The organism is Algoriphagus oliviformis (genome assembly GCF_017254915.1).
Classification (GTDB): domain Bacteria; phylum Bacteroidota; class Bacteroidia; order Cytophagales; family Cyclobacteriaceae; genus Algoriphagus; species Algoriphagus oliviformis.
Window position 1 is genome coordinate 310,803 of the sequence record NZ_JAFKCT010000003.1, and the last position, 26,243, is coordinate 337,045.

Below are 26,243 nucleotides of genomic sequence, written 5' to 3' on the forward strand. Positions count from 1 at the left end.
AAGATGGAAAACAAAAAGCGGCTTTCGACAGGGCCTTTTCCCTCCTAATCCTCCCGCCCTCTGTGGTGAAAAAATCCAATAAGAAAATTATTCCACTGAGTGCACGGAGGAAAAGGAGAAAAACTCTGCGAAACCTTTGCGCCCTCGGCGTCTCCGCGGTAAACCCAGCGCGAAACGCAAAAAATCTAGCCCAATCCCCAACTGGTTTTGGCGAAACCTGCACGACTCCATTGACCTCTTGTCGGCCAAAACTTCCGACACAACATCCCAACACGGGTACCTAGGGTTAAAACCCTAGGCTAGGCACCGGCCGCCCCGATGGGGCTTTATACCCGTATTTCTACTGTGCACGGAAACAGTACCGATTTTCTTCCCAAACCCTATCCCCCTCCTTTTCTCCTGATCTCTGTGGTGAAAAAATCCTCTTTTGCGGCCCTGGCGGTAAAAAGGCCCTGCTTCCCTGCAAGCGGGGCGGCGACTCTATCCCCCTCATTTCGCAAACATTTTTTACTTTGCAGCTAAAGGCTCCTCCAGACTCAGCTATGCGCATCCTTTTCCCAAAAGCCATTCTTGCCCTCCTAGGCATCCTCTTTTGCAGCCAAACCTTTGCCCAAAGTCCACAAACCATGGACACCGAAGCGCTCAAAATCCGGATAGCCGAAATCGAAATCCACCCGGAGCACTTGGCGGCCTATCTTGAGATCCTCCGGGTCGAAGCCGAAGCCTCTATTCGTCTAGAGCCAGGAGTCGTGGCCATTTTCCCCATGTCCCAAAAGGAAAGCCCTACTACCCTCCGCCTCGTGGAGATCTACCAAAACGAAGCCGCTTACCAGTCCCATCTCCAAACCCCGCATTTTCTCCACTACAAGACCGCGACCCTCCCCATGGTGAAGTCGCTCCAGTTGGTGGAAATGGATGCGATTGACCCGGAGAGCATGTCCCAAATCTTCAAAAAACTCACAATAGACTGACCCATGCCTAGCCAAGCCCTATGGCCGGAGGCCCAAAGCATCCTGCACCAGATAATCTCCCAAACCGAGCTCACCGAAACCAAAAAATGGGGGATGCCGGTCTTCACCTATGAAGGCAAGAATGTGGTCGGCTATGCTGCCATGAAAAACCATTTTGCGCTCTGGTTTTACAATGGCGTATTTCTTTCCGACCCCCACCAGGTCTTGGTCAATGCCCAAGAGGGCAAAACCAAGGCTCTGAGGCAGTGGAGATTTGAGTCTGTGGAAGAAATCGACGCCGACAAGATCTTGGAGTATGTCAAGGAAGCCATCCAAAACGAAAAAGACGGCAAAGCCTGGAAGCCCGAAAAATCCGCCCCGGCGGAAGTACCGGGCATTTTGCAGGAAGAGCTTGACTCCGATGCCGAGCTGAAGGCAGCTTTCGATGCGTTCACCCCTTTCAAACAAAAGGAATTTATCGAGTACATCACCGAGGCCAAACGCGAAGCGACGCAACTTTCCAGGCTGGAAAAGATCCTTCCCATGATCCGCGAGGGCATAGGCCTGAACGACAAATACCGCTAAAAACGAACAAATGGCAGCGCAACCCCAGACTTTCCCCACAGGTGTGGAGGTGATTTTGGTCTTGAGGCGGACACTCACCTGGAACAAGCATGAGGAGCCAGCCCAGGCCCTGAAAGACTGGCTCCCTTTTCCGCAGAAGCTCCACCTTCCCTTTCGGCTGAAGGAAGGCAGGATCGAACTGGGCAAGGACGTGGATACTTCTGAACTCCCGCTTGCCCCGGCAACGCTGCTTTTTTCCCTAAACCTGAATACCCGGGAACTGGAAGTCCATGCGCTCCAGGCCAACCAGACTTTTGCCTCGGCACCGCTGAGCCTCTCCGGGAAAAGCGGGAAAATGGAACTCCACTTTCAATGGAACTACTTCACGGTAGGCGACCCGGAGCGGGACGCGATGAAAGTGGGAGAGCTGGAGACAGGCAAAAGCCTGGAGTTTCGTGTGAACGGCAAGCGGGATTTTTCCCTCAGCTCCCGAAGAGACCGAAGCTACCTGGAGCAGTCCTACTGGCTCCAGCATCTCGGGACAGCGGAGGAACTCATCTATTCCAAAGACGATGATTTCCCAACGACCCTGCCCAAGCCGGATAAATTGGTAGATTTAAGGAAACTGCTCTGGTGACAGCCTGGACTGACATCGCTCCACTTTCAACCCAAAAACAATGAAAAAAGCCCTGCTTTCACTCTGCCTTATGTTTCTTTCACTCCCGCTCTTGCTCGCGCAAAGCCAGGAGGAAAAAGCCCTGATCCAACTGGATTTGGCTTGGGAAAAAGCCCTTTTGGAATCGGATGTGGACTTTTTGGAAAACCTCCTGGCCGAAGACTTCATCTGGGTGCACAACCACGCTGGGACGATTGACGACAAGGCTAAAGCCGTAGCCCGTGCCAAGCGGATTCAGGCGGGCCAGGCCGACAACACCAAGGGCAGGGCGTCCAGAGACCAACAGGTGATCATTCTGGGCGAAACAGCCGTAGTCAGTGGCTTCACGGTTGTGGATAGACCGCCGAGTCCGGTGACCTATCACTTCATGCGGACTTATGTCAAAGTAAACGGGGAATACAAGCTGCTGGCCAACCATACCATGGCGGTGCCGGATGAAGAGGTCAAATAGCTTTTCGTCAACAGTCCACACTCGACCGCCAGTCTCCGCTTCCCAGCGTCTTGAGCCATAGTTTTACTCAGGGGCGCAACCCACTTTTACAACTGCTGACACTTGAAAAAACTCCTCCTGCTCCTTGTCATCTACCTGGCTTTTATCAGCCTGGGCTTGCCGGATTCGCTGTTGGGTTCGGCCTGGCCGGCAATGTTTGGAGAATTGGGCGTGCCGGTGGACTATGCGGGGATCATCTCGATGATCGTGGCGGCAGGCACGGTGGTGTCCAGTCTGCTGAGTGGAAAAACCATCTCGCGGTTTGGAGTCGCCGCCGTGACTACGGCCAGTGTCGCGATGACGGCTTTGGCTTTGCTGAGATTTTCCTACTCTCAGCATTTCGCCTTCCTCTGCCTTCTGGCCATCCCGCTTGGTCTCGGCGCCGGTAGCGTGGATGCCGCGCTGAACAACTACGTCGCCCTGCACTATAAGGCGCGCCACATGAACTGGCTCCACAGCTTCTGGGGAGTCGGCGCTGCCATCGGACCCATCATCGTCGCGGGTCACTTGGCCAAAGGACACACCTGGTCGGACGGCTACCAGACCGTGGCATGGATCCAGTTGGCCTTGGTGCTGATCCTGCTGGCATCGCTTCCGCTTTGGGTGAAAAGCAAGGTAACTGAACAAGACAACTACGAAGAACGGTCCGCCTCCCGCTCCAGCCTGCTCTCCCTTCCCGGCCTAAAACAGGCCCTGTTGGTCTTCTTTTGCTATTGCAGCATCGAGGCAACTTTTGGACTCTGGGGAGCAAGCTACTTGGTTTTTGAGCGGAAAATGGACGCCGACCAGGCCGCCAGACTGGTTTCGCTCTACTATCTGGGCATCACGCTGGGGAGGTTTCTTTCTGGCTTTTTGACCCGATTTTTTTCCAACCGCCAACTCGTATACCTCGGTCAGGGAGTGATCGGCTTGGGGATCTTGCTGCTGGCTCTGCCCCACTCCGCCACGCTGTTTCCGGGATTCTTGCTGGTTGGACTGGGCTGCGCGCCCATCTTCCCCAGCCTACTGCACGAGACTCCGGCCAACTTTGGCGAAAAACACTCCCAAGCCATCATGGGAATGCAGATGGCCAGCGCGTATGTGGGCATCACGCTGATGCCATTTCTTTTTGGCAAACTGGCCATACTCACCGGACAGGGCTTTCTGCTGGGCTTTTTGGGAATTTTTCTGGGGCTGATGTTTTTAGTGACGAAATGGATGAACAGGAATGTTCGGGCAACCACGTAGAAAGCAGTAAGGTATTGCCAAAATCTGTGTGACTCTGTGTCTTTTTCTGCGTAAATCTGTGGGAAAGAAAGACTAAGTCTCCGCCCCCTTTCACTCCCCCAAGATCCCCGTCTCAAAGCCATCGATGCTTTGGGTATTTTTCCTTTCCCAGTATTCGGCTATCCCTTCCTTGCCCTGCTTGGCCGACCAGGCATTTAAGGTCTCGCGCTCTTCTTTGAAATCCATAAACGGCACTGCAAAGCCGCAGCTGGTCTGCACCAAGTCCACGTCCATCTCGATGATCTGCCTCGAACCGGCATTGGGCGGAAAAAGGCCAATGTAGTCCCCAAACTCCGGGTCTCTTTGGTGAAAGATCCGCGCGTCGCCGTACAGACGCAGGATGAGGGGCTTGCCCTCAAAAGCGCAAAACATCACCGTCATCCGCGGATTGAGCAGCAGGTGAGCGGCAGTTTCGTTGCCGCTTCCGGTCAGATTGACCCACACGACCTTATTTGGCCCGATCACCCGAAAGGAATCCGTGCCCTTGGGTGAGACATTCACGCGACCCTCGCCCGCAGCCGTGCCGACGAAGAAGACCTTTTGGGAGGAAATAAAGTCCGCCAGTTCCTCTGTGATGGAGTCCAATTGCTTGCCCATGGTTTTCTTTTCTAGTCTTTGGAAAAATACCAAATCAACCCGCAAGAGCCAAAGCTTACCCCTCGAGTTCCTTCTGTGCCAGCGGCTTTTCCAATCGAAAAGACTCCCGGTCCACGTCCAGCTCCAGTCCCCAGCGCTTGAGACTGGGCAGTTCAAGGGCTTTTTCGCGATACTGGTCGGGTGTCATGATCGGGATGCCGTAGATGATGGGAAAATAGCGCTCGCAGCTCGGGCAGTTGAGGATGCCTTCGACGATTTGTTGGTCTTCTGTTTCGTGGAAGACTTGGACTTGCAGGTCGCTTTTGTCGAAAGGACAGCAGAGTTTATCTAGTAGTTTACGGTTCATGCTTTGGTCTTGAGTTGATGTAGATAGGCTTGGGCGGCTTGTTTGGGGTCTTCCGCGCCTAGGATTCCGGAGATGACGGCGACTCCTTCGAAGGAATAACCGCCGAGCTGCGAGATATTTTCCGGCCGGATTCCCCCGGAAAGAAAGATCGGAAGCGTGGTGATCTCGCGGGCTTTTTGGATGCTTTCCGGCTGCACCAGCTCACAGGTATCGACCGAACTCGATGGAAATACCGAGCAAAAGCTGATGTAGGATAGCCTGTTTTCCTCCGCCCAGCGGACGAGATCCAGGTCGTTCCCAACCGTGATCCCGATGAGTTTAGCTTCGAGCTTGGCTTGGATCAAGCCCCATTTCTCCGGAATGTGATCAAAATGCACCCCGTCCAGCTCCGCTTCCAAGGCGAGCTCCCAGTCCTGATTGATCAGCACGGGTACTGCAAATTCCGCCGCTACGGCTTGGATCTTTTTTGACAGTTCGGTCTTGTCTTTTTGGGAAAAAGCCTCCGGCCAATGGTTCCAAATTTGCACCAATCCCACACCTCCTTCCAGCGCCTGCCTCAGGCTGGAAAGCAAAGCCTTTTCCCCCTTTGCGGGATCGAGAACGAGATAGATTCCTTGTAGTTTGTTCATCGCTTTCCTTCTTTCACTGCTTTGAAAAATGCTGCCCAATACGGGTCTTGGCCGTCAAATTCCGCCTCGGAAACCTGACCTTCCGCATCGACAAGCAGTCCGTTCTTTTGCTCTGTAAAAACCCCAATCCGAGTCGCTGGAATTCCTTTTTCCTCCAAAGCCCGGATCAGCTTTTCCTCCGAACCCGCCTTCACCGTCATTAGCATCGCGCCCGCTCCTACTGAGATCAGGGGATCGATATCGAAGTGTTGGGCAACTTTTTGCACTTCCTCCGGCACTGGCACTTGGTTCGCTTCCAATCGAAACCCCAAACCCGAAGCCTCGGCCATCTCGATCAGCGCACCCAACACTCCACCTTCGGTGACATCATGCATGGCCCGCAGTTCCTCCTTGGCCTTCAGCGTCACAGAGGCAATCAGCGCCTCCGGAAGCACAGAGAGCTTCCAAAAATTGGTGCTGGCTATTTGCTGAACTTTTTCTCCAAGAGCCTCCGTCACGGTCTCAGGAAAAGCCATCGCCAGCAGCGCCGTGCTGGACAGCGCCGCATGCTTGCTCAGCAGGATCACATCGCCCGCTTGCGCTTGGTTGCTGCTGAGGATTTGATCCTTGGGAGCTTGGAGAAACATCGTCCCTCCGCCTGAAATCGTCGATTCCTGCCCGGGAATCTGCCCCGTGTGCCCGCCCGTGATGGCGATCCCCAGCTCCTGGCAGAGCGAATGGATATGTCCCCAGTACTCGGCAAACTGCTCCCTGGACAGGCTCGTCGGCAGGTTCAGCACAAACTGCGCAAACTGTGGCGCAAAGCCGGTCGTGCTCATGTCATTCGCCAAAAGATGCACAGACAGCCAGGCGGATACTTTCATCCCCAAGCCCGGAATCAGCGACAGCGGATCACTGGAAACTGCCAGCGCTTGCCCGCCCTCCAGATCCACGATCGCCGTATCCACGCCAAAAGCCGGTCCACAGAGCACTTCGGGTCGATTTGCCCCGCAAAGTCCCATCAGCTCTTCCTTGAAAGTCTGCGCATCTACTTTACCCGAAAAATCCACGAAAGCCCCCATCAGACGTCCAAAAGCTTGACATGAAAGGCAAAGAAGTCTCCATAGGGAACCTTCCACTGCTGCTTGGGAAACCACTTCGGCAAACCGGTCGCATTCCAGTCGATGCTGTACTTCCGATCCGGCAGCGCCTCGGCCACCAAATCCCGCAGCGAGCCGGGCGTATAGAAGTGCGCAGTGGTGTAGTAGTTGTTTTTCCCAAAAGCCTGCTGCACGCGGCGGCGGATCAGCTTGGGCGTGTTGCGGTTCATCATCCCAAAGATGATCCCGTACTTACCCACGCGCACGGCTTCACGGATCACGGCGACGGGATCCAGGTAGTATTCAAAAGTCGTCACAAAGGCCAGGGCATCGAAGGAGTGATCCTTGAACGGCATGTGGTGGGAGTCGGCCAAGACCAGATCCCCGGGAAAAAGCTGCACGCCCTGCGCGAGCATAAAGGGGGAAATATCACCGCCTGTCGCCTCCAGACCGATCTCATGCCACCAGCGGGTGAAGCGGGTCGTGCCGCAGCCAAACTCCAGCAGGGTCTTCACCCGCTCGTCCTGCTTGATCAGGCCAGCCAGGGTTTTCTTTTGCCAGACCTCCTGCTCCTTGTAGGGGCCTTCGTAGTATTGCTCGTAGTGGTCGGTGTCGTCACGGTTGAAAAACCACTCTTTCCGTCCCTGCCAAGTCCGCAGCTCCTCGGGAGCCACCTCGAATGTTTCGTGTTTGATCAGTTCGCTCATCGGTCTAAAATCTAGACCCGGATGCATCCCAGAAAGGGTAAAAGGCAGCCGCCTTTGACAATTCCTACGCTGGCATTATCCAGATCAGGTATTCGGGTATGATCTCAGCCTTACAGTCAGGCACCCCGTTGTTTTTATTTGATGGTCAAATATAGGGGTCTATTTGGACAAAGCCGAACCATTCCCTCTGTTCATTTCTGGAGTAAAGCCCATCAGTCTAGGCTGTTCTATTGATTGTTCTTTTTTCTTGATAAAAAAGAACCAAAAAATCAAGACGCAGCAAAGCTCCCTCCGCACGGGGCCGAACGCTGGCCCGCTGCTGCGTCAGCCCCCGCGCCTATCCGATTGGAATTTGTACTAGCCGAAGAATCGAAACGTCGTATTCAACACTGACTACATTCAATATCGCAGCGCTACTTTAGTATATTCCGGAATAATTAGACATTGAAATCGACATAAGCCAATCCCTGCCCCCAAGCCCCATGAAAACCCTACTGACTTTTGCCTGTTTTTGCCTTTTCTTTTTTCAGTTGGAAAAAGCTGCCGCCCAGGACTTCCAGCAAATCCTCGACGCCGAAGTGAGCGAAAAGATGCCCGGCATTCTTTTCACCATCGAATCCGGGGACGAAAAGCTCTCCTGGAGCGGAGCTGCTGGACTGGACGACATCTCCAAAAAGGATTCCCTGAGTCCGTCCCAAACCTTCCGCATCGCCAGCGTCACCAAGACCTATGTGGCCGCCAGCATTCTCCGCCTGATGGAAAAGGGAGTTTTGAAGCTTGACGACCCCATCTCCAAGCATATTTCCTCGGAACACGCCCAGATTCTTTCCCAAGACTATGACTTGGATAAGATTACGATCAGGCAGATTTTGCGGCATGCTGCCGGTTTCTTTGACCATACCCATGCTCCGGAATTTTTCGACATCGTCCTCAAAACGCCAACACACGAGTGGACTCGCACAGAGCAGCTCCGCATGTGCGTGGAAAAAGGCGAACCCATCGGCCCTCCAAGAGCACAGTTTAGCTACTCGGACACCGGCTATGTGATCCTGGGGGAACTGATAGAAAAATATACCGGCAAAAATCTGGACGGAGGCATCAAGGAACTGCTGGGACTAGAGCGGCTTGGGCTAGATCGAACGGATTTCGAGCGCATCGATCCCGCCACGGATCAGCTGCGCATCCACCAGTATTTTCAGGGCATGGACACCTATGGATTCAGCCCCACCATGGACTACTATGGCGGCGGGGGATTTCTATCTACTACGCAGGAACTGGTCGATTTCTTCCAGGCGCTGTTCCAAGGGAAAATCTTCGAGCATCCCGAAACGCTACAAACCATGCTCGAACCGGTAGCCTATGCCGAAAAGGCGCAAATGGACTACCAGATGGGCATGTACCGAGTGCAGGTCAACGGACTGGAAGTCTATTGCCATTCTGGGTTCTGGGGCACGCAGGTAGTTTATATTCCTTCACGGGATATCTATATGGCGGCGAATTATTCCGGGGGGTGGAGAGGGAGCGCGGTAGCGCCGGTTTTTGGGAAGGTCCTTTTGGAAAAAGGGAAAAACTGAACTATATTTTATTTACGAGTTATTGAAAAAAGAAAAACGGAGAATTTTGACAACTGAAGGAAAACGTTTTGACTGAAACTCTGAAGCGAATACTCGCAAAGGCAGAGTACAAAATATAATCAAACATATAGGTGATCAATTAAATAAAAATGGAATTAGCTAGATTAATATTGGACACTCTGATTATTCTACTGGGACTTTGGGTTTTATTTTATAAAGCTTACTTTACGGAAAAGGGGAAGAATATTGCCACGAAAGAAGATATTCAAGAAATCACTTCTAAAATTGAACTTGTGAAACTCGAGTTTTTAAAAAAAATAGAATTTAACAAGTATGCACTAAATCTAAACCATCAACTTTTTAACGCCCTGAATTCTCTTCAAAATTCTCTACGCACTATTAACCGAGATCAATCAGAATCCGGGATTAGATCGTTTTGGAGAGATTTTGAGAAAAACAAGAATGATATCAGTAGGCTCCATATAAATTATAGCTCTACGTATTATTCCCAATACCAAGCTGCAGGATCAAATTTCGAAAGGGCTATCAACAAATTTATTGAATCTTCCAAAACACAAGACCACAACAAGACCCTAAAAAATATAAATAGTTTAATCAACAGTATTGAGGAATACAAAAAAGAAATTCACAACTGCATCAACATATGAGACTTGGCTCAATCGAGATTGGTAAAAATTCGACTTTGACTACCACCTATTCTCCCGCTCGCGGATGAACAACAAACGATCAATAATTGTAGATCAATTTTTCACCCCCGCAATCACCCGCAACGGCCCGCCACTTCCGCCTTTGATCTTCATCGGAAGGGCGACGATGTAGATGCCGGTGTCGGGTAGCTGATCCAGATTGGCCATGTTCTCGAAGCCGGGGATATCATGTCCCATCAGCACCTGATGCGTCGCAAAATCTTGGGACTGCCCATAGTCGAGACTTGGGGTATCCAAGCCCACCGCTTTTACTTTTCGCTGCTCGGCCAAAAACTTCGCCGCCTCAGGGTGAATTCCCGGAAAGTGCAGCTCGGGAATCGCTTCCAAGCCCATTTTGGCTGTGCCGAAATAGGTCTCCCGATCCGGGTAAAATTGTCCATACCCCGTTCGGAACAAGACCATGCTTTGCTTGGGGATTTGCCCGTTTACTTTCTCCCAAGCCAAGATCGCCGCCGTATCGATCCGATAATCCCGATCCGCCAAGGCCTGCTCACTGACATCAATCAGCACGGCTTTTCCAGTGAGTTGATCCAAGCGGAGTTCGTCCAGCTTCTGCCCTTTTTCCGAAAAGTGGATCGGTGCATCCAGGTGCGTCCCTCCATGTTCGGGAGTGGAAAGGCTGTAGGAGGAATAGAAATACCCGCCCTCCGTCATGCCCTCGGCCTCGGTTTCCAGCCGGAATCCCTCCAGATTGTTGGGCCAATAGAGCGTCGAGGAGTCATAGGAATAGCTTAGGTCTATCCATTTGAGCTCGGCGAGAGTGGCTAGGGGATCGACGGGAATGGACTCGCTCGGCGCTTGGCAGGAGGCCGAAGCAGCGGCGAAAAGGGCGAAAAAACAAACAGCACGTAGGTTCATGGCATCATGGGATTTGGGAAAAAATCACTATGGGAAACGACATCTGGCTTCAAAATAAGAAACTTGGGTCAGATCCGCGTTTTTCTGGAAAGCTCCAGCCATCCTCCCATCCTGCCGCCCGCCACTTTCACCATTTCTCCCTTCGACGCTTTCTCTTATCCTAATTTCCTAAAACACTCTTTTTCATGCGAAACTTTCTTTTGCTTTTGTCTTTCCTAGTCGTCGCAGCGTCACAGGCGCAGACCATTGGGGTAGAACGGCAGCGAGTGGTCCTGACAAGCCCCGAAACCTCCTTCAAAATCTACAACCAAGTGACCGGGGAGCGGATCAGCGAAGAAGAACTTATGGAGATCGTACGCAAACGCGGATCTACCTATCTGGATAAGGACTTCAACAAGTATGGTCAGCCGACGCGCGGGTATTACCATCCCGACAGTGCCCATCTGACCATCCGAAACCGAAACCAACACAAGCAAATACAGCCCGGCGAGGAGCTGCCCAAGTTTGTCTTCACCCTCGTGGACGGCACAAAATTGCGGAGCAAAAAGCTTCGGGGAAAATGGGTACTCCTGAAGTTTGATCTGGTGGTGGAATTTTTGGACTATCCCGACTACGAGGCGCTCGCTGCGCAAGTCGATGCGCTGGACGAAAAGTACCCTCTGGTCGCGATCACCTGCCTACGGGACAATGAGGAAAACATCAGAACCGGAATCGGTGGAAAATACGACCCCATACGCTGGATGGGTGAGGGTACGGGTTTTCAGGAAAAATACTTTATATCCAGACTGCCGACATCCGTACTGCTAGACCCCAAAGGCAGGGTGGTCACCTACTTCAGGTACCACGAAAAGATGGATTTGGAGGAAACCATCCTCCGCCACCTAAGCGAGACTTCGACTGCACGATAGCTGGGCAGTCTCCAGCCCTCGCTTTTTCCCTGAAAAGAAAAACAGAGGCTAAAAGTCTCAAGAATGTCGTTTTTGCTAATTTCCGATCTAATTAAAAAAAGTATGTTTCTACGAGCAGCATGCGATGCGGACATCCCAAAAATCTGGGAGATTTTGCAGCAAGCCATTGCCCAGCGTAAAGCCGAGGGAAGTGAACAATGGCAAAACGGCTACCCCAACGAGTCTACTGTTGAGGAAGATTTAGCCAGCAACTTCGGCTACGTGCTGGAGGACGAAGGGGAAGTGGTAGCCTACGCGGCCATCCTTTTCGAAGAGGAGCCCGCCTACAGCGACATCAAAGGCGCCTGGCTGAGCGAGGGAGACAGTGCCGTCGTCCATCGCGTGGCCACCTCGAATGCGGTGAAAGGAAAAGGCGTCGCGACCCGGCTTTTCCGCATGATCGAAGACTTATGCGTTTCCAAACAGGTCTTCAGCATCAAGGTGGACACCAATTTTGACAATGCCCCCATGCTGCGGATCTTGGAAAAGCTGGGCTACAGCTACTGCGGCGAAGTATTTTTTATTGGCGCTCCAAGGATGGCCTTTGAAAAGCTGCTGGTACACTAGTAATCCCCCGAGCGTCCTGACTAGTTTTCAGGCTTCAAAGGAAGGCAAACCACATAGGACTCCTCGTCCTCCTTCACCGCGAAGCCGATCATTCGCACGGCCCCGTTTTCTTCATAGACAAAGGGACGCTCCAGACGCTGAGGCTTGAGCCAAGAGCCGTCTCGCATGGCAATGGCCTTGTCCATGAGCTTAAATTCCCCGGCCTTGCTCCAATTGATCCCATCCGGAGAACTCACCAAGCCGATAAAATGCTCCGTGGAGTGAAAAATGCCATAATAATATCCCCTCGCCTCATCGTACCAAAGCGACATGTCCTCGGTATCGAGGTAGTCGATCACGGGCTTGGGCTGGATCACAAAGTCTCCGTCCGGACGCTCGCTGATAGCCATGGCCTGATTTCTCACAAAGCCCGTGACATTCGGCTTATCGCCCTTCACGATCAGGTAGTAGCGCCCGTCCTTGCCTTGGGTGATGGCCGGATTGACGGTCAGGGTAGTGATCGGGCCACCCGGTTCGATGAGTGGCTGGTCTTGGCGAACCCAAGGCCCATCCAAGGACTCTGCCACGGCCACGCCCGACCGTTGGTTGGGACGCAGGTCCGACTTCCAAAGTGGATGGGTTCGCGACGTCTTGCTGATTTCCCAAAGATCCTGATCGGAAAAATCCGGGTCTCCGTCTAGGCGCGTCGAGATGTAGTACAGGTAGTACTTTCCCTCGTAATATCTGATTTTTGGATTGTGGGCGGTGATGGCATCCCAATATCCCGGCCCCCTGCCGGTCAAGACCGTCTCCTGATAGTCCCAAGGTCCTGTGGCCGAGTCGGAGACTGCCCTTGCCACCTCGGAGAAGAGCAGCCAGCCGGTAAACTTGGTCGCTTCCGGCCAGCGGGAATAGAAAAGGTGGTACCTCCCGTCTGCTCCCTTTACCACCGATCCACACCAGTTGAAATAGCCTTCGGTCTTGAAGATGTGCTCCGGACCGATGGGAAGAATGCGTTCGGAAAGCTTGAGATCATCTTGGGCCAAAGCCTGCCCGAGCACCAGAAAAAACGCAACGAACGCCCAGTTTCTCAAAGTCTTCATGAAAACAAAAGTGATCACAAGGCGTGCTTCGCTCCCATTTCGCGGATCAGCTTGTAGCCGTTTTCAGCCATGTCCCAGGGCTCGGAGAAGTTTCTCCATACGCCAATCGAGTTGGCGAAAGCAGGGTCATTTCGCGTAAAACCCTCGATGGTCAGCCAGCCGGAATAGCCGACTTTCTTCAGCGTCGCAAAGGTCTCGTCAAAGTCCACATGGCCGGAACCCGGCGTGCCGCGGTCGTTTTCGGAGATATGAAAATGCCCCAGGCGTGGCGCGATCAGCTCGATGGCCGCGCCCAGTTTTTTCTCCTCCATATTCGCGTGATGCGTGTCAAACATCGCCTGCACGTTGGGATGGTTCACCTTGGCCAAAAGGTAGTCCAGCTGCCCCATGGTGTTGGCGAGATAGCACTCAAAGCGGTTTAGGGCCTCTGGTGTCAAAACAATCCCCAGCTTTTGGGCATAGTCGCCCATTTCGTGCAGCACTTCGGCAGACCAGTTGTATTCCTCCTCCATGGGCGCCCGGGAAGCGAAGGTCGCAAAGGCCGAATGAAAAGGCCCGCAAAGCACCTGGGAATTCAGATCTGCCGCGCGATCCAGCACCCATCGAAGCCGCTCCTTGGACTTTTCCCGGACGGCTGCATCGGGGGAAATCGGGTTTTCTTCGGGACTGAGCACCGTCACGGTGGTCACTTCCAGACCGATATCCGCGCAGTGTTTTCCCACCAGCTTAAAAGACTCCTCGGGAGATCCTCCCACAAAAAATTCGGCCCCATCGTATCCGATCTTTTTCAATCGATCCAAAATCGGCAACAAAGCCTCTGACATTTCCGCTGACCAAGCCAGCACGTTAAATCCTATTTTGTTCATGTTAAATAGCTATACCGACTAAAGGTGTCACATTTTGGCGGAGTTCACAAGCCTCTTCAGAAGGAAAGATGGCCAATTGATGCGACTGGCAGCAGGTCTACACGAAAGGCCTTTCAAGATCAAATCTTTCTGCCCCCGAAACTCCAAATTCCCTACCTTTGCCGCTTCAATTCCAAGATTCATGATTTCAGTCGATAACGTCTCCGTGGTCCACGGCGGCAGCCCACTCTTCAGCAACATCACCTTCAACATCAACGAAAGCGACAAGATCGCCCTCATGGGCAAAAACGGGGCGGGAAAATCTACCCTGCTCAAGATCATCGCCGGGCAAAACAAGCCTACTTCCGGAGCAGTCTCCGCGCCGAAGGGCTACGTGGTCGCCTACCTGCCCCAACACCTGCTGACGGCGGACGACTGCACGGTGATGGAAGAGACCGCGAAGGCTTTCTCCTCCTACCTGGGCATGAAGACCGAGATCGACCGCATCAACGAGGAATTGACCGTGCGGACAGACTATGAATCGGAGGAATACTACAAGCTCATCGAGCAGGTATCCGAGCTGAGTGAGAAGTTTTACGCGATCGAAGAAGTCAACTACGAGGCTGAGGTGGAAAAAGTGCTCTTGGGATTGGGCTTCGTGCGCGACGACTTCCAGCGCTCGACTTCCGAGTTTTCCGGAGGCTGGCGGATGCGCATCGAGCTTGCGAAAATCCTTTTGCAAAAGCCTGACCTCATCCTCCTTGACGAACCGACCAACCACCTGGACATCGAGTCCATCCAGTGGCTGGAGGATTTTCTCATGAACAAGGCCAAGGCCGTCGTGGTCATCTCCCACGACCGGGCCTTCGTGGACAACATCACCACCCGTACCATCGAGGTGACGATGGGCCGCATCTACGACTACAAGGCCAAGTACAGCCATTACCTGGAGCTGCGCAAAGAGCGCCGCGAGCAGCAGCAGAAGCAATACGAGGAGCAGCAGCGCCAGATCGCCGACATCCAGGAATTCATCGACCGCTTCAAAGGCACCTATTCCAAGACCCTCCAAGTACAGTCCCGCGTGAAGATGCTGGAGAAAATGGAAATCATCGAAGTGGACGAAGTGGACAGCTCAGCGCTGAAACTCCGCTTTCCTCCCTCTCCCCGATCCGGCAAATATCCGGTCATCGTGGATGAGATGAGCAAAAGCTACGGCGACCATGTCGTCTTCAAGGATGCCGCGATGACCATCGAACAGGGGCAAAAAGTGGCTTTCGTAGGCAAAAACGGGGAAGGAAAGTCCACCATGATCAAGGCGATCATGGGCGAGATCGACTTCCAGGGCAAGTGCGAGCTCGGCCACAACGCCATGATCGGCTACTTCGCGCAAAACCAGGCTTCGCTTTTGGACGAAAGCCTGAGCATTTTTGAAACCATAGACCACATCGCAGTCGGTGAAGTCCGCACCAAGATCAAGGACATCCTCGGCGCCTTCATGTTCAAGGGCGACGACATCAACAAGAAAGTGAAAGTCCTCTCGGGGGGCGAAAAAACCCGTCTGGCCATGATCAAACTTTTGCTCGAACCGGTGAACCTGCTCATCCTTGATGAACCGACCAACCACCTGGACATGAAGACCAAGGACATCATCAAAGATGCGCTGAAGGCTTTTGACGGGACTTTGGTGGTCGTTTCTCACGACCGGGACTTCTTGGACGGCTTGGTGACCAAAGTGTTTGAGTTTGGCAACAAACGCGTCAAAGAGCACTTCGAGGACATCAATGGATTCCTCAGAAACAAGAAGCTGGAAAACCTGAGAGAAGTGGAGCGGAAGCAATAGGCCTGACCGACCATCCCTATAGCAAACAGTCCTCCGAGAGATCGAAATTCTTGGAGGACTTTTTTTTGGCCCAGAACTGATGTGGATTCCAGTCCGAAGCTTGGACAAGTATCGTGTCGTATTCTCCCTCCCAGATTGTCGGAATCGGTGTCGCTGCCTTGGATTTGCCCTGTCTAATTTTGGACAAACCAATCCCACAAACGACATGAAAGCCTCCAAATCCGACCGTATCATCTATTGGACCTCCACTATTTTCATCTTTCTCTTTGAGGGAGTGATGCCCGCGCTCTTCTCCCAGTCCGAACTGGGGAAGGAAGGTGTCCGACATCTTGGCTACCCGGACTACTTTGGCCTCGCCTTGGTCTTCTTCAAGGTCGGCGGATCGATATTGCTGGTGATTCCAAACCTGCCCAAGCGGGTCAAGGAATGGGTCTATGCCGGCTTCGTCTTTGATTTTGTCTTTGCCTGCATCAGCCATTGGGTGGTGGACGGCATGGGCTTCCAGACCGGCATGCCGCTGATCATCCTGGGTATCCTGATGCTTTCCTACACCTACTACCACCGCGTTTACGGAGAAAGGGATCTTAATCTAGGCTAAGCGGAAAAACAGCCTTTACCCTATTTCCCATACTTCACGCCTGCCTCGATAGCGAGGGGAAGGTCATTTTCCCGCGGAGGAATCGGGCAGGAATAGCGGTCGCTATAGGCACAGTAGGGATTGTAAGCGCGGTTGAAATCCAGCACAATCGTGTCGCCTTCTGGAATCTCCACATCCATGTATCGGCCACCACCATAGGTATCCTTACCGTTGCTCTGATCCGTGAACGGCAGAAAAAGTGAATTCTCATAGCCTGGGGTGATCACCTTTGCGGTGCTTTTGTACAGGGTCAGCTGATACTCCTGCCCGTGCAGGGTAAATGTCGCCACGGCATAGCGCTCATAGTCCCGCAGCCTGTTGTCACTGGTTTGGAAGGTGTAGAGGGCCTTTTCCGGAAGCTTTAGAAACTTTGCCGTCACCCGATAGCGCTCATCGACGGGGAAGAAAGGAAGCCCGTCAAATCCGTTGACTTTTTCCGGAGGCAAAGGAGAGGTACTCGGATCGGCATAGCTATGGTTGAGCTTTTTCTGGAACTGCTTGATTTCCCGCTTATGGGACTGGGCAGAAAGCGGTAGGCTTGCCGTGGCCAAAAAGACGGCCAACAAAAGGATCTGTTTCATAGGATAAAATTAGTTGTCCGGAAGATATGAAAAAGATAGTTTCAGACAATTGACCCGCTGCTCGCCCAGCAGCATGTTTGTACAAGCCGCAGAGCGAGCCGACTTGATTTTCAAAAAGAAAGGCTTCCAAAAACGCCATTTTGACTAACTTCAGGGGCATAGCGATAGGGATCTCCGTCCCCGCCTTTTTTTTTTCAATCCACCTCTAGCCCCAGCTTTCATGGACCTGATCTCCCACCTCCGTACCCAAACCGAAGACGCCTACGAATGGGCACTGCGTCTCAGCTCCGATATCCCGGGCAAAAAATGGGACCACATTCCCCAAAATCTCGACACCAACATCACTTGGCAGATTGGCCATTTGATGCTGAGCTACTACTTCCACACGGTCTTGGTGATCCGGGGCCATCAGCCAGATCTATTGGGCAAGCTTCCGATGAGGGAATACAGCGAACTCTTCACCACTGCTCCTCCCGCAAAATCGATAGGGAAAGTGCAAAAAGAAGATTTGCTACCCCAGCTCCAAGCGGTGCAGGAAAAGTCCCTGGAAATCATCGGCTTCCTGCCCGAAGACGAACTGGGTGACGCCCTCGAAAAGACCGGAATCACCCATCCCATCGCCAAGACCAAATACGAAGCCATCAACTGGAACATCAAGCACACGCTGTGGCATTGCGGGCAGCTGGCCATCCTGAGAAGGATCTTGGACAAGCGCTACGACTTTGGGCAGGGGGCTGGATCTTGATCCCAGATAAAATCTGGAACAAAAAAAGACAGAAAATTATTGACTAAATTGAGTCCATCCACTCCGGAAAACATGAAAGCTGCCTTGCAACTAGACCTAACCTTCGAACAAATCCTCTCCTTGGTAAAACAATTGCCAAAAAAAGAAAAAGTGCGGCTTTCCAAAGAATTGGAAAAGGACGCGATAGATTCCAAGCTTTCCAAACTACTGGATTCTTTCGAAACAAAAGATCTGAATCTCGACACCCTTTCCGAGGAAGTCGAAAATGTCCGCCAAGGGATCTATGAAAAGCGAAAACGTGAAAGTGATTTTTGACACTAATGTTTGGATTAGTTTTTTGATAGGCAGACGGCTGACATCCATAAAAACCCGGATTTCAGGGGGTGACATTACCATCGTTATCGATCAACAGTTGATTGATGAAATTCGCCAAGTAACCTCCAGGGAAAAAATCAGACGGTATTTCCCAGAGGCTTCTGTCAATGAACTCATCGACCTTTTGGAAACCATCGCCCTCCGCATCGAAAACCACCCGAAGCACTTTTTATGCCGTGACCCGAAAGACAATTTCCTCCTTGATCTTATTGATTTCTCAAAGGCGGACTATCTGGTGACAGGCGACCAAGATCTTTTGGAACTCAATCCGTTTTTGACAGCGAAAATCCTCACTCCTTCCGAGTTTGAAAAATTGTTTTAGCTCCTTTCGAATCGCTATACTGCCGACTCACACCATCAAATCCAACTTCTCCTTGGCCGAAAGCTTTTTGAATCTCAAAACCGCAAGCAGGGAGACAATGCCCAACACAGCCACCACCCAATACACCCAAAGCGGCACGGGAACCGGATCGCCCTTGGCGTAGGAATGTAGGCCGGAAAGGTAGTAGTTGACCCCAAAGGAAGTCATCACGATGGAGGAAAAGCCCCAAAGGCTGGCCAAGTTGTACACGATAGCGGAGCGGGTGGCAGGTACGAGTCGGAGGTGCAGGATGATCGCATAGACCAGCACGGAGATCAGCGCCCAAGTCTCCTTGGGATCCCAGGCCCAGTAGCGACCCCAGCTTTCATTGGCCCAAACGCCACCGAGAAAAGTCCCGATGGCGAGCAAAAAGAGCCCAATCGTGATCGAGAGCTCGTTGACGGCGATGAGTTCCTTTTGCGCTCGCCACCAAGAAGCCTGGGGACTTGCCGGCTTCGAAATCAGCAAAATGAGGCTCAGCAGACCGATGATAGCCGAAAGCCCCAACGGTGCGTAGCTGCTTACGATGATGGCGACGTGGATCTTGAGCCAGTAGGAGTTCAGCACCGGCATGAGGTTGGTGATCTCGGGATTAAGCCAGTCGAGAAAGCTCACGAAAAGCAATGTGCCCGAGAAAAGCAGGGCCAAGGGAATGGTGAATCGGGACTTGGCGGAAAAGACCAAACCAGACACCAGCACGCCCCAAGCCACAAAAACGAGCATCTCAAAGCCGTCGCTCCAAGGTGGATGCTTGGCGATAAACCAGCGTAAAAGCAGGTGGACCGTAAATGCCAGCCAACCCAGCCAAGCCAGCACCGCGCCGACTTTCCAGGAAATGGACAGCGCCTTGCTCTGACGAAAAAGCATCGCAATCCCCAGCCCCAGCATGCCTAGCCCGAGTAGCCAAAACACGCCAAAAAGGCGATTCCCCAAGTTGATTTTGGTATAAAGCAGCTCCGCATCGATCTCCAGCTCTCCGGGATAAACCTCTTCGCCGGCCTTGCGCTGGTACAGATCAATGTAGCCCAGCGTCTCGTCCGCCTCCGTCCAGTCTCCAGTATCCAGGCCATTGGCCACCGCTCGGAGGTACATCGGGCCTATGTTTTTTACAAACACCCCATCCTCCTCATCAAACCCTTCCGTAAACTGCTGCCCCGTGTACCAGGTATTGTTGTCGTCCAGGCGATTGGGATAGAGCTTGAGAAAGTCACCGATCAGCAGCCCGTAGAAAATATTGAAGCGCTCGTCCACCTTGAGCAGCTCATTGTGCCCCTCATTGCGCTGGGAGGGCTTGAGCTGGTTGGCTTCCTCCACTTTGGCGGTAAGCTTGTAGGCTCCCTCCTCGCCCACAAAGTCCGCAAAACTCAGGTAGTCGCTCGGCTCCTTTCCCAGAATCCCAAAGATTTCAACCCCCTTTTGGGCGTCCACCTTGATCAGTGGCACGCGGGTCCATAGCTCGGGATTCATCTGCGCGGCCAGGAGAAACTGCTCCGGGCTCAGACTAATCTTGCCCATGGGCAGATCCAGCTCCACGCGTGACCTGCCGTGGATTTTCCGCACGATTTCGTTGGCGAGCGTATTCAGCGGCTTCATGCGCCCATCCAGATCCTGCACGATCAGGCGACCGTAGGCGGCGGCTTTTTCCTCCGGAACGAAGCGCGGCAGGCTGTCTTGGGCTAAAAGTGTCAGGCTTTGTAAAGAAAGGATCGCGATCAAAATGGCCGTTTTGTTGATTTTCCCCAGACGGGAAAGAATCAGCTGGAAGCGGCTTCCCCTCGCAAAAAGCGTCCAAAACATCCCCAGCGCCAAGAGGGTGTAGCCCAAATAGGTGATGTAGGTGCCCGGCCGGTCCTGGTTGATCGAGAGGACGGTGCCGCGCTCGTCGGAGTCGTAGGAGGACTGGTAGAAACGGTAACCGCCGTAGTCCAGGACATTGTTCATGAAGATGCGGTAAGGCCAGGGCTCCGCATCCCCATCCTCCACCATCACCTCGCTGGCGTAGCTGGAGGGACTGCTCGAACCCGGATAGCGCTCCAGCTGAAAGTCGTTTAGATAAAGCGAAAAAGGCAAAGTCTGCGCTTTTGGCCCGTAGGTAAATCGGTAGCTTTCCCCCTCGAAATCAAAATCCACCCAGTCCGGATTCCGGTTCACTTTGAGGAAATAGCCGGTTTTCAAAACTTTCTCCGACTCATCCAAAACGGACACCTTCACCCCGTCGAGAAAGTCCTTGGCCACCTTTTCATCGGGTTCGGCCACGAGGATCTTGCTGACGTTTTCCCGAATCGATCGGACGACCAAAGCCCCCGACTCCCACTGGTAAAGCGTGCGCTGCTTCAGCGGAGCGATCACAAGGGAATTTTGGTTGCCCATCTGCTGCGTGGCCATCTCCATGAGCTGGAGCGGAAAAGCAGACAGCAGCTGCCAGGTGCTGTCTGTGGGAATGAGCTGGATCTGCGCTTCGGGCTGCGCTGAAGTACTGATCAAAAGCTCACCCACTTTCAGGGTTTGGCCTTTTTTCAGGGTAAAATCCTGCCGGTTTCCCTGATCCAAGACCGACACCTCGATGAGGGTCTCGGTTCCCGGACCATAGTCCTCCCTGGCTCCCTTGATGTAGTCCTCGGCTTTGAGGTAAAACTTCTTTCCACCCAGCTCTATCGGATAGGCTTTTGCCTCAAAAACCTTCGGGATAAATTCCTGGTGGCTGAGCGCCACAGCACCCGTTGCGTCAGCGAGCTGCAGGTAGTTTTCAGCCGTGTAAAAGGTACTTTGGGACTGTCCTTCGCGGATATGGATCACGCCCTCGCGGCTGAAAAAACGCGTCACCCCCGCTCCGACCACGATGATGACAAAGGCGATGTGAAACATTCCCAGCGCAAGCTTTTCCTTTGAAAAGAGCCGGTAGCTTCTGATATGAAAGAGGAAATTTACCGACAGCCAAGCCATGATCAGCTCAAACCACCAGGCTTCGTAGACGAGGTTTCGGGCGACGAGGGTACCGTAGTCGTTTTCAATGAAAGTGGCCACTCCCATGGAAATGGCCATTGCTAACAAGAGGACGAGACTGATTTTGGTGGAAAAGAGAAACTTCATGTATGGGCATGTGCCGGCTCGGGTGAGGCCGGTTTATTGTAGGACTCCGATGAATTTGGCCTTGGACGTAGGTCGAAAGATGACCATGAGATAGGCCCAGTTTTGCTGATCGCTGAGGGTCTGGGCATGCAGGGATCGCATGGTATCTGAGAGAAAATACTGGCTGTATCCCCCTTGCAGCGACACGGCCTCGTGGATGATCCAGCCGAAAGTCAGATCCAGCTCCGAGCCTAGGTTTTTGCTTTGGGAGTCTGGGCTTTCTCCGGGAAGGCTCGTATCCGCGTAGGAAGAAAAGCTGTGGAAATCGGTCTGCATCCAAAATTTCGGATTGAACTCGTAACGACTTCGGATGAAGAAGTCCTTCAAGCCGACGGAATTTTCCCAGGTGTTGCTGACAAAAAACCAGTCGATGTAGCCATTGTAGAGGTGATTGGTGCCGTATTGCAGGGTGTAGGACTTGTTTTTGTCGGCTCCAGCGCGGTCAGTCCCGCTGATCAACTCGGCACCCAGCGTGGCGCGCCACTTTTTCCCCTCCTCGGTACTGACCAGCAGCTGGCTGACCTGGGCGCTGGCATTGAAGGCGGAGACTTTTGTCCCGCTGACATCCTCTCCAAACTGCGAATAGAAGTAGCCGCTGAGCGTGGTGTTCTTCAGCGTGGTGCGGAGCATGGGAATCCCGAGCGTCTGGCGAAAACGAACTCCTTTGTCCGTGATATTTCCAGCCGCATCCTTCGTCGTCCATTGCCTGCCTTCATTCCAAAAGAGCAGGGTGTAGTCCACTTTGCCGAGCACGCTCTCAAAGCGAACCAACTGCGCCGCCCGATATTGGTTTGGGACGGTGAAAATATTCCCGCTCAGCGCCTGCCCGTCCTGGTTGAAGCCTCCCCCGAAGTGGAGCTTGGACTTTTCCTTCTCATATTTCACCAAGGCAAAATCATGGGAACGCCCCTGTAGCGCCCAGTCGAGGTTGCCAAGAAAGCGGAAGTTGTCATAGTTGAGCTCTTGGCGTCCCAGCTTCACTTTCCAGTTTTCCCCGAAATCCACCTCGCCCCAGGCCTCGTGCAGGGAGAGAAACCCGTCCGTCACGTTGGCTTGGGAAGTACTGCCCCAGGTGCGCACGTCCTGCACGCTCATGTAGAAATTAAACCTATCCAGCTTATAGCCCGCCTGCAATCTGGCACGATGGGCGATGAATCCCGCGGGATCCAGGCCCTCGGCAATTGGCTTGTTGTAGCCGTTTCTGAATTCGCTTCGGATCAATATCTGCCCGTCGACGTTGAACTGCGCCAAGCTGGGTAAAGGGTTCAGCAAAAGCATCCCCAGCATTCCAAAAATCCATTTCAACTGCTTCATTTCCTCTTCGGATTAGTTGCTTCCGACTGTCTTGACGGGCATTTTGGCCTCCCGGGCTTTTCCCTCCTTCAGCCATTGGGGCACCACCTGCTCCAGAAAGTCCTGCTTGGCTGCCTGATCCTTCGGGATATCCCAGCCCACGTAGGCCTGGAGTGCCTGCTTGTTTTTGAGATCCGGCATGGGAACTTCCTGGTTGTAGCCCAGACTGGCCAGCAGTCGGCTGAGGTCGATGCGGGTGTTTTGGATGATCTCCGTGGCAGAGGTCACGATGCGGCTGGTTTCCAAAGGCGCGTGAAAAGCTGCTCCGTGGGAGGCGACCGAGTAGTCCCATCTCCACTGCGCATGGCGGATGCCCTTTTGAATCGGGGCCATCTGCGCTTCGGTGGCGCCCAGTTCCAAGGCTTTGGCTGCTTCGATATGGGCCTTGGCGATCAGGATCTGAAGGTTGCCGGTTCCTTCCTTGATCTTGCGCTGACGCTCGTACACGTCGGTCACGAGGTCTTCCACTTTCTCCCGATGGCAGACAAAGCAGGAGTTTTCGACATTGGACAGTGGGGAACCGATGTGGTGGTTGGTAAACTTTTGCCCGCCCTCGGTCTGATAAGGCATGTGGCAGTCCGCACAGCTTACGCCGCGCTTGGCATGTACTCCCATTTCGAAGAGCTCATAGTCAGGATGCTGGGCCTTGAGCATGGGCGTCTTGCTGAGCGGATGTACCCAGTCGGCAAAATCAATGTTGTCATAGTAGGCCTCCATATCCTCCACGTCCATGCCATCCTTCCAGGGAAAGGTCAGGTACTGCGCCTTTTCCATGCCTGGCTTGGTCTTGTCAAAGTAGTATTCCACATGGCACTGGGCGCAAACCAGGGAGCGCATCTCCTGGTGCGAGGCTTGGTTGATGTCTTTGCCCATGGCCTCAAAAGCCTCGATCAAAGCAGGCCGGGTGATGGTCAGCTGCATGGTCTTGGGATTGTGGCAGTCCGCGCAGCCGATGGGGTTGATGACCTGGGAGCCAAAGTCCGACCACTTTTGGCTGTAGTACTCCGCCACGCCCAGCTCGCTCATGAGGCGGGGCACGTCGGGGCTTTTGCAGGTCCAGCAGGTAGAGGGCATGGGTCCTTCGCCGGGAGCCATGGGAGCGCCTGTCCTCAGTATTTTCGTGATATCCTCCACTGCCCAGGCGTGGCCTTTGGGGGCATTGTAGTTTTTGGAAAAAGCATAGCCTGCCCAGAGCACCACTAGCTCAGGATCGGACTCCAGCATATCCTTGTGCCCCGAGGTGCCATACATGCTGTGGAAAGTCGTATCGGCGGTCTTGCGATAGGACTGGTATTGGCGGGGATAGTTGAGTCCCCAGACCGAATCCCGGGGTTCTATCCCCTCGATCTCCACTTTGGGCTGGTAGGCAAATTTCGCCTCGGACTTCCGCTCGAAAATGTTCACTGCCAAAAGCGCAAGCAAAAAGGCAGCTACTGCGGTGATGGTAAAAAGGATCCAGTTTTTCATGTGCTTACGATTTGTCTTTGAACGCCACATGGAATCTCGCATGACAGGCAGTCAAGGGTAGGTTTGAGGTGCTATTCATGCTCGATTTCATATCACTCGGGATTGGATTTTTCGGATTTCATCGACTCCTCCAGCCAAGAGGGGATGACCTTCAGATCTTCCGGAGAGTACTCTTTGATCGGCTCGATCTGGGCTCCCACGGAGGAGAGGCTGCGTACTCGGCCGTGCGGCACGTCGCGATGGCATTCCCAGCAGGTTCGGTCGGTGCGGCTGCTCGCGTGGTCGGCGACAAAAGCCTCCATCTTCGCATCCGTCACCTGGGTCTGATGGCAGCGGATGCAGTTGTTTTGGATCACCTCGATGGAGGGCTCACGGGCACGTATCACCTGGGGCTCGGCCCTCATGGTGAAAATGGAAGCATGGTAGAGTCCGTCTTTGGCTTTGAAGAAATACTTGTTAGCCACGTTGTCATGCGGCACGTGGCAATCGTTGCAGCTGGCTACCTCGCGGTGGGAGCTGTGCGTCCAGGTGATGTACTGGGGAGTCATCAGGTGGCAGTTGACACAGGCCTGGGGATCGTCAGAGAGGTAAGAGGAGGCATTGGAAAAGTCCAACAGGAAGACACCCAAGCCGAGTAGGATGGCTACCACAAAAGTGGCGGCAGGTCTCCATCGCCTTGGCGGAACCAGGCTTTTCGAAAAAAGAAAACGCTTGAATCTTTGGGGTAGGGCCACGTTGAAAAGTTTTGATGGTTAAAAGTATCGATCCTCTTGAAGCCAAACCATGACCAAAGTCAGGAAAGCGATATCTAGAAGAAAACTAATTCTTCTCTCCAGGCACAGGAGACCGCATTTCATTCTAAGTCTCTATGCAATCGTACACTTGTACAATTGGAACCGCGTCGAACCACCTTTTTTTCAGGCTGTGGATTGTGGTCTGTCGACTGTGGACGACTATACGCGACAAATCCTGGATCAAAAGTCTCTACGTGCATCATTACGGGTACTAATATTTCATTCACTAAATTGGCTACATGCACCGACGCCCTTTTCTCCAAAAAATCAGCCTCCTCGGCACCTCGCTCATGACGCTTCCTTTTGTCTCCTACGGGAAACTGGACTTCCCCAAAGCCACACGCCTCAAGTTCATCACCGCTTCCGACGGGCACTATGGCCAGCCCAACACGGACTTCGAAAGCTCCCACCGTGACCTGATCCAGGCGATCAACCGGGAGGAAAACGTCGACTTCGTGGTCTTCAACGGAGACCTGATCCATGACGAACCCAAGTGGATGCCGGAGGTCAAAAAGGTCTATGACACGCTGCAAGTGCCCTACTACACCACCCGGGGAAACCATGACCGTGTGTCCGATGCGGCTTGGGAAGAGATCTGGGGTCGGCCGGACAACTTTGCATTTGTCAGCAAAGCCCAGCATGGCATCATCCTGGCCAGCTGCTCCAACGAAGCAGGAGACTATCTCTGCGCAGATGCGGCATTTCTGAAATCCCAACTCGAAGCGTATAAGGCCCTCTCCCACGTCTTCCTTTTTGTCCACATCTCCCAAAACGACTGGACCCGACACGGCGTCGCCTGCCAGGAAATCCTCGACCTCATCGCCAGCTATCCAAACCTGCGAGCAACCTTCCACGGGCATGACCACGACGTGGACGGAATCATGCTGTACAAGAAAAACCCCTTCCTTTGGTCAGGACATTTTGGCGGCAGCTGGGGCAATCCCTTTCCCTGCTACCGCGTCTGCGAAGTCGGCGAGGACGGCAAGACCGTCACCTACCTGAAGACGGTGAAAGACGGGACGATCCTGAATGGGAACAATCTTTAGCAACCAACCA

At 53.2% G+C, this 26,243-nt stretch carries 28 protein-coding genes and 1 riboswitch; of the genes, 15 read left to right on the forward strand and 13 right to left on the reverse strand.

Annotation, left to right across the window (positions count from 1 at the left end; all coding sequences use genetic code 11):
- Nucleotides 1–542: 542 nt before the first annotated feature.
- The 5 genes from J0A68_RS09555 to J0A68_RS09575 all read left to right on the forward strand — a co-directional run bounded on the left by J0A68_RS09555 (nucleotide 543) and on the right by J0A68_RS09575 (nucleotide 3,907).
- Entirely contained in the window at nucleotides 543–971 is a 429-nt protein-coding gene (locus tag J0A68_RS09555; RefSeq protein ID WP_206577984.1) for a putative quinol monooxygenase, read from the forward strand.
- Between the two features lie 3 nt (nucleotides 972–974).
- Nucleotides 975–1,535, forward strand: a complete 561-nt coding sequence (locus tag J0A68_RS09560) for a YdeI/OmpD-associated family protein (protein WP_206577985.1) — start codon at nucleotides 975–977, stop codon at nucleotides 1,533–1,535.
- A 10-nt stretch (nucleotides 1,536–1,545) separates the two neighbouring features.
- Complete coding sequence (locus tag J0A68_RS09565; protein ID WP_206577986.1) at nucleotides 1,546–2,151, forward strand: hypothetical protein; 606 nt, start codon at nucleotides 1,546–1,548, stop codon at nucleotides 2,149–2,151.
- A 40-nt stretch (nucleotides 2,152–2,191) separates the two neighbouring features.
- Nucleotides 2,192–2,641 carry a nuclear transport factor 2 family protein gene (locus J0A68_RS09570; protein ID WP_206577987.1) on the forward strand — a complete coding sequence of 150 codons (450 nt, stop codon included), beginning with the start codon at nucleotides 2,192–2,194 and terminating at the stop codon, nucleotides 2,639–2,641.
- Between the two features lie 102 nt (nucleotides 2,642–2,743).
- Entirely contained in the window at nucleotides 2,744–3,907 is a 1,164-nt protein-coding gene (locus J0A68_RS09575) for an MFS transporter (RefSeq protein WP_206577988.1), read from the forward strand.
- 90 nt (nucleotides 3,908–3,997) lie between these two features.
- Here the strand turns inward: J0A68_RS09575 and J0A68_RS09580 are convergent, their stop codons facing one another.
- Genes J0A68_RS09580 through J0A68_RS09600 form a run of 5 tightly spaced genes read right to left on the reverse strand, consistent with a single transcriptional unit; the run spans nucleotide 3,998 to nucleotide 7,304 of the window.
- A complete protein-coding gene (locus tag J0A68_RS09580) occupies nucleotides 3,998–4,543 on the reverse strand; it encodes a pyridoxamine 5'-phosphate oxidase family protein (RefSeq protein ID WP_206577989.1) in 546 nt (181 codons plus the stop codon).
- A gap of 55 nt (nucleotides 4,544–4,598) precedes the next feature.
- Nucleotides 4,599–4,889, reverse strand: a complete 291-nt coding sequence (locus tag J0A68_RS09585; protein WP_206577990.1) for a Trm112 family protein — start codon at nucleotides 4,887–4,889, stop codon at nucleotides 4,599–4,601.
- Nucleotides 4,886–5,518: a thiamine phosphate synthase gene (locus tag J0A68_RS09590; protein WP_206577991.1), complete on the reverse strand. Its 633-nt coding sequence runs from the start codon at nucleotides 5,516–5,518 to the stop codon at nucleotides 4,886–4,888. Before J0A68_RS09590 ends, J0A68_RS09585 begins: the two co-directional genes overlap by 4 nt.
- The gene (locus tag J0A68_RS09595) at nucleotides 5,515–6,579 is read right to left on the reverse strand and encodes an AIR synthase family protein (protein ID WP_206577992.1); all 1,065 of its coding nucleotides are present in this window, start codon (nucleotides 6,577–6,579) and stop codon (nucleotides 5,515–5,517) included. The genes J0A68_RS09590 and J0A68_RS09595 overlap by 4 nt, the downstream gene beginning before the upstream one ends.
- Entirely contained in the window at nucleotides 6,579–7,304 is a 726-nt protein-coding gene (locus tag J0A68_RS09600) for a class I SAM-dependent methyltransferase (RefSeq protein WP_206577993.1), read from the reverse strand. The genes J0A68_RS09595 and J0A68_RS09600 overlap by 1 nt, the downstream gene beginning before the upstream one ends.
- Before the next feature lie 44 nt (nucleotides 7,305–7,348).
- Nucleotides 7,349–7,442: riboswitch (TPP riboswitch) on the reverse strand.
- Between the two features lie 344 nt (nucleotides 7,443–7,786).
- Between J0A68_RS09600 and J0A68_RS09605 the strand changes: the two genes are divergently transcribed.
- The gene (locus J0A68_RS09605; RefSeq protein WP_206577994.1) at nucleotides 7,787–8,878 is read left to right on the forward strand and encodes a serine hydrolase domain-containing protein; all 1,092 of its coding nucleotides are present in this window, start codon (nucleotides 7,787–7,789) and stop codon (nucleotides 8,876–8,878) included.
- 149 nt (nucleotides 8,879–9,027) lie between these two features.
- Nucleotides 9,028–9,546 carry a hypothetical protein gene (locus J0A68_RS09610; RefSeq protein WP_206577995.1) on the forward strand — a complete coding sequence of 173 codons (519 nt, stop codon included), beginning with the start codon at nucleotides 9,028–9,030 and terminating at the stop codon, nucleotides 9,544–9,546.
- A 93-nt stretch (nucleotides 9,547–9,639) separates the two neighbouring features.
- Here the strand turns inward: J0A68_RS09610 and J0A68_RS09615 are convergent, their stop codons facing one another.
- Nucleotides 9,640–10,464, reverse strand: a complete 825-nt coding sequence (locus tag J0A68_RS09615) for a cyclase family protein (RefSeq protein WP_206577996.1) — start codon at nucleotides 10,462–10,464, stop codon at nucleotides 9,640–9,642.
- A 185-nt stretch (nucleotides 10,465–10,649) separates the two neighbouring features.
- Here J0A68_RS09615 and J0A68_RS09620 point away from each other — a divergent pair, with 185 nt between their 5' ends.
- Both J0A68_RS09620 and J0A68_RS09625 read left to right on the forward strand, forming a co-directional pair.
- Nucleotides 10,650–11,372 (forward strand): TlpA family protein disulfide reductase, encoded by a 723-nt coding sequence (locus tag J0A68_RS09620; RefSeq protein WP_206577997.1) that lies wholly within the window; start codon nucleotides 10,650–10,652, stop codon nucleotides 11,370–11,372.
- 102 nt (nucleotides 11,373–11,474) lie between these two features.
- A complete protein-coding gene (locus J0A68_RS09625) occupies nucleotides 11,475–11,978 on the forward strand; it encodes a GNAT family N-acetyltransferase (RefSeq protein WP_206577998.1) in 504 nt (167 codons plus the stop codon).
- A 20-nt stretch (nucleotides 11,979–11,998) separates the two neighbouring features.
- Here the strand turns inward: J0A68_RS09625 and J0A68_RS09630 are convergent, their stop codons facing one another.
- On the reverse strand, nucleotides 11,999–13,060 hold the full coding sequence (locus J0A68_RS09630) for a glycoside hydrolase family protein (RefSeq protein ID WP_206577999.1): 1,062 nt from the start codon (nucleotides 13,058–13,060) through the stop codon (nucleotides 11,999–12,001).
- Between the two features lie 14 nt (nucleotides 13,061–13,074).
- Nucleotides 13,075–13,926 (reverse strand): sugar phosphate isomerase/epimerase family protein, encoded by an 852-nt coding sequence (locus J0A68_RS09635; RefSeq protein ID WP_206578000.1) that lies wholly within the window; start codon nucleotides 13,924–13,926, stop codon nucleotides 13,075–13,077.
- A gap of 181 nt (nucleotides 13,927–14,107) precedes the next feature.
- Here J0A68_RS09635 and J0A68_RS09640 point away from each other — a divergent pair, with 181 nt between their 5' ends.
- Nucleotides 14,108–15,745 carry an ABC-F family ATP-binding cassette domain-containing protein gene (locus J0A68_RS09640; RefSeq protein WP_206578001.1) on the forward strand — a complete coding sequence of 546 codons (1,638 nt, stop codon included), beginning with the start codon at nucleotides 14,108–14,110 and terminating at the stop codon, nucleotides 15,743–15,745.
- Between the two features lie 205 nt (nucleotides 15,746–15,950).
- A complete protein-coding gene (locus J0A68_RS09645) occupies nucleotides 15,951–16,343 on the forward strand; it encodes a DoxX family protein (protein ID WP_206578002.1) in 393 nt (130 codons plus the stop codon).
- A gap of 20 nt (nucleotides 16,344–16,363) precedes the next feature.
- On the opposite strand, the gene J0A68_RS09650 is transcribed toward J0A68_RS09645, so the two are convergent.
- Nucleotides 16,364–16,963, reverse strand: coding sequence for a DUF1684 domain-containing protein (locus J0A68_RS09650; protein ID WP_206578003.1), 600 nt, complete (start codon nucleotides 16,961–16,963; stop codon nucleotides 16,364–16,366).
- A gap of 220 nt (nucleotides 16,964–17,183) precedes the next feature.
- Between J0A68_RS09650 and J0A68_RS09655 the strand changes: the two genes are divergently transcribed.
- The 3 genes from J0A68_RS09655 to J0A68_RS09665 all read left to right on the forward strand — a co-directional run bounded on the left by J0A68_RS09655 (nucleotide 17,184) and on the right by J0A68_RS09665 (nucleotide 18,405).
- Nucleotides 17,184–17,708 (forward strand): DinB family protein, encoded by a 525-nt coding sequence (locus tag J0A68_RS09655; protein ID WP_206578004.1) that lies wholly within the window; start codon nucleotides 17,184–17,186, stop codon nucleotides 17,706–17,708.
- 84 nt (nucleotides 17,709–17,792) lie between these two features.
- The gene (vap15, locus tag J0A68_RS09660; protein ID WP_236021440.1) at nucleotides 17,793–18,023 is read left to right on the forward strand and encodes a type II toxin-antitoxin system VapB15 family antitoxin; all 231 of its coding nucleotides are present in this window, start codon (nucleotides 17,793–17,795) and stop codon (nucleotides 18,021–18,023) included.
- Nucleotides 17,992–18,405 carry a putative toxin-antitoxin system toxin component, PIN family gene (locus J0A68_RS09665; RefSeq protein WP_206578006.1) on the forward strand — a complete coding sequence of 138 codons (414 nt, stop codon included), beginning with the start codon at nucleotides 17,992–17,994 and terminating at the stop codon, nucleotides 18,403–18,405. Before vap15 ends, J0A68_RS09665 begins: the two co-directional genes overlap by 32 nt.
- A 27-nt stretch (nucleotides 18,406–18,432) precedes the next feature.
- On the opposite strand, the gene J0A68_RS09670 is transcribed toward J0A68_RS09665, so the two are convergent.
- From J0A68_RS09670 to nrfH, 4 genes are all read right to left on the reverse strand, one after another.
- Nucleotides 18,433–21,534, reverse strand: coding sequence for a cytochrome c biogenesis protein (locus J0A68_RS09670; RefSeq protein WP_206578007.1), 3,102 nt, complete (start codon nucleotides 21,532–21,534; stop codon nucleotides 18,433–18,435).
- A gap of 33 nt (nucleotides 21,535–21,567) precedes the next feature.
- Entirely contained in the window at nucleotides 21,568–22,887 is a 1,320-nt protein-coding gene (locus J0A68_RS09675; RefSeq protein ID WP_236021442.1) for an alginate export family protein, read from the reverse strand.
- Between the two features lie 12 nt (nucleotides 22,888–22,899).
- Nucleotides 22,900–24,393, reverse strand: coding sequence for an ammonia-forming cytochrome c nitrite reductase (nrfA, locus tag J0A68_RS09680; RefSeq protein WP_206578008.1), 1,494 nt, complete (start codon nucleotides 24,391–24,393; stop codon nucleotides 22,900–22,902).
- A 92-nt stretch (nucleotides 24,394–24,485) separates the two neighbouring features.
- Entirely contained in the window at nucleotides 24,486–25,127 is a 642-nt protein-coding gene (gene nrfH, locus J0A68_RS09685; protein ID WP_206578009.1) for a cytochrome c nitrite reductase small subunit, read from the reverse strand.
- A gap of 299 nt (nucleotides 25,128–25,426) precedes the next feature.
- Here nrfH and J0A68_RS09690 point away from each other — a divergent pair, with 299 nt between their 5' ends.
- Complete coding sequence (locus J0A68_RS09690; RefSeq protein WP_206578010.1) at nucleotides 25,427–26,233, forward strand: metallophosphoesterase family protein; 807 nt, start codon at nucleotides 25,427–25,429, stop codon at nucleotides 26,231–26,233.
- The last annotated feature ends 10 nt before the right edge of the window (nucleotides 26,234–26,243 follow it).